This is a genomic window from Burkholderia sp. Ac-20392 (assembly GCF_017104585.1).
Taxonomy (GTDB): Bacteria; Pseudomonadota; Gammaproteobacteria; order Burkholderiales; family Burkholderiaceae; genus Burkholderia; species Burkholderia lata.
Genome location: NZ_JAAGPB010000847.1, coordinates 1 through 2,187 on the forward strand (window position 1 = coordinate 1; position 2,187 = coordinate 2,187).

The 2,187-nt window shown below is 69.0% G+C and carries 4 protein-coding genes and 1 pseudogene; 2 read left to right on the forward strand and 3 right to left on the reverse strand.

All coding sequences use genetic code 11. The annotated features are described in order from the left end of the window. Positions 1-374 precede the first annotated feature (374 nt). From G3N99_RS38885 to G3N99_RS38895, 3 genes are all read right to left on the reverse strand, one after another. Complete coding sequence (locus tag G3N99_RS38885) at positions 375-689, reverse strand: DUF1488 domain-containing protein (protein WP_206125050.1); 315 nt, start codon at positions 687-689, stop codon at positions 375-377. Positions 690-693: 4 nt separating this feature from the next. Next, the gene (locus G3N99_RS38890; protein WP_206125051.1) at positions 694-834 is read right to left on the reverse strand and encodes a hypothetical protein; all 141 of its coding nucleotides are present in this window, start codon (positions 832-834) and stop codon (positions 694-696) included. A 115-nt stretch (positions 835-949) separates the two neighbouring features. Beyond that, the gene (locus G3N99_RS38895) at positions 950-1,300 is read right to left on the reverse strand and encodes a hypothetical protein (protein WP_206125052.1); all 351 of its coding nucleotides are present in this window, start codon (positions 1,298-1,300) and stop codon (positions 950-952) included. A gap of 170 nt (positions 1,301-1,470) precedes the next feature. Here G3N99_RS38895 and G3N99_RS38900 point away from each other — a divergent pair, with 170 nt between their 5' ends. Together G3N99_RS38900 and G3N99_RS38905 are read left to right on the forward strand one after the other, a co-directional pair. Beyond that, positions 1,471-1,827 (forward strand): DUF3175 domain-containing protein, encoded by a 357-nt coding sequence (locus G3N99_RS38900; protein WP_174948084.1) that lies wholly within the window; start codon positions 1,471-1,473, stop codon positions 1,825-1,827. A gap of 39 nt (positions 1,828-1,866) precedes the next feature. Then, positions 1,867-2,187: pseudogene (locus tag G3N99_RS38905) on the forward strand (cation transporter); the annotation flags it as partial.

Here is a 2,187-nt window from a genome sequence, read left to right on the forward strand (position 1 = left end):
CGGCCGTCAGCGCGGGCCGGTGCTCGCCCGACGCGGCGTCGTACTGCATCACGATCAGGTGCCGTTCGACCAGCGCGACGACATCCTCGCGGTCGATCTGGAGCTGCTCCGGTGCGCGATGCACCAGTAACAGCGTGGCGAATTCATGGGCGGACAGCATGCTCGTTTCCCGTTGGCGGCTGCGCGAGGTGCGCACCGGCGCATAGAAACTCATGCAGGGATCGTGCCGGCTTGCGCGAGGCATCCTCCGCCGGCGCGACCTGCGTGCGGCGCGATGTGGCACCGGGTGCCGGCCGGCGGCCGGTGCAAAGTTTTCAATGGCGTGTAATGCCGAACGCGGGTCGGAGCACAACGCGCGGGGAACCGCAGTCGGGTCAGGATCGCCGCGACCGCGACAGGCCCGCCGGCGCACGGAAATCGCCGCTGTGCAGCACCACGCCGGCGTTGCCGTCGGCCAGCGCTTCCGCGCATGCGGCTTCGATCCGCGCGCGGCCATGCTCGAACGCATCGCGCAGATCGGCCTCCAGCGCAGACTGCGCGCCGAAATGGTCTTCCAGCGCTTCGACCGTGATCGCGCAGGTTTGCAGTTCGCCATCGACGTCGACGACGAAACGCAACTGCAGCTCGGCACCGTCGAACACGGGCGGCTCGTCGACCAGCGTCACGCTGCGGGCGGAATCGGCCGGCATCGTTTCAGGCGCCCCGCGCCGAATAGCGACCGGCCCGCGCGCCTTCGGCCGTGAGCACACGCCGACGTTCGCCGGGTCCGGCCTTCTCGATGAAGCCGCCGACCGCGCCGACGGCTACCTTCCAATGATCCAGCCTGCTGCTCATGAAATCCTCCATCGGCGTGACAGCACGCGTCGTGTCATGCCGTGCCGATCGCGCGGCAAGCCGCATGCCGGCAAGCCTCTTCGCATGAACGGGCTTGCATGGCCAATCGACGCGGTTACTGCAGACGGCGCGCGGCATCGAGCATCGCATCGGTCAGCTCGATCGTCAGCGTCACGTGTTCGTCGGGCAGACGGTCGAGCAGGTCCTCCACCGTGTCGTGCAGGATCGCGTGCACGCGCGTCCGCGTGCCTTCGTCGAGATCCGCGTAGCGCTCCATCGTTTCGCAATCGAGCACGAGCACGACCGAATGCCCGACGGTCTCGGGCGGCGGGTCGGCCGCCTCGGCCCACGCCGCCTGAAACATGATCCTGCCCGTGGCGACGTCGACATGGACCGTCGTATCGAGATCGTCGGCGTCGTTGTCGATCTCGTCGTTCTCCAGCCAGATCCGGGAATGCGATTGCATGATGTCCTCCTGCGTGATGGCGGGATCGCATGTCCTGCCCGTGTTCTCCAGCAACACCCGTGCCGTCTTCGGCACGGGTCCGTCGCACTGGCGACAGGCGTTGCGCGGCACGCGGTTTGCGCCGCCAACGCCGGTATTCCGTCCCCGTGAACCCCCATGGAGCCCACACCATGTCTTCTGCTACCGCTTCCCGCTCGCACGGCAAGCGCCTGACGCGGCACCCGGGCCGCGCCCGCGACATCGACCCGCAACACCGCAAGCGCTGGTCCGCCGGCGTCACGCAAAAAGACCGTGCGCTCGACGTCGAGCCCGGCATCTTCAAATCCGACGATCCGGCCGCGATCGCCGCGTCGCTGAAACATTCGGCCGAACACAGCCGCCGCCGCCACGCGTCGCCGTTCCAGTCGGCGATGTCGATGCTGAACTTCTACGTGAACCGCGCGGGCCGCACCCTGCCGAAAACGCGCCGCGCGACCCTCGACCGCGCGAAGCGGAAACTGCGCGAAGCGTTCGGCCGCAAGCCCTGACGCGCACGGCCACGCGATAGGCCTGCCGCGACGGCGCACATGCACGAAACGCTCTGGTACCTGATCGTCGGCGCGGTGCTGATGGGCATGGGCGTCGCGACGTCCGCGCTGCGCCATCTGCCGTGCAGCGCCGCGATGATCTACCTGGCGCTCGGCGTCGCACTCGGCCCGTCGGGCGCCGGCCTGCTGCAACTCGACATCGGCCGCGATGCGCGGCTGCTGCGCGAGATCGTCGAGGTCGCGCTGCTCGTGTCGCTGTTCGCGATCGGGCTGCGGCTGCGGGTGCCGCTCACCGACCGGCTGTGGCACGTGCCATGCCGCCTCGGCCTGCTCGCGATGGGCGTCACCGTGCCGCTGCTC

What these genes read in the sequence shown, in the direction of transcription:
- G3N99_RS38890 (WP_206125051.1), bottom strand. Translation starts at nt 834, where the DNA reads ATGAGCAGCAGGCTGGATCATTGGAAGGTAGCCGTCGGCGCGGTCGGC.
- G3N99_RS38885 (WP_206125050.1), bottom strand. Translation starts at nt 689, where the DNA reads ATGCCGGCCGATTCCGCCCGCAGCGTGACGCTGGTCGACGAGCCGCCC.
- G3N99_RS38895 (WP_206125052.1), bottom strand. Translation starts at nt 1,300, where the DNA reads ATGCAATCGCATTCCCGGATCTGGCTGGAGAACGACGAGATCGACAAC.
- G3N99_RS38900 (WP_174948084.1), top strand. Translation starts at nt 1,471, where the DNA reads ATGTCTTCTGCTACCGCTTCCCGCTCGCACGGCAAGCGCCTGACGCGG.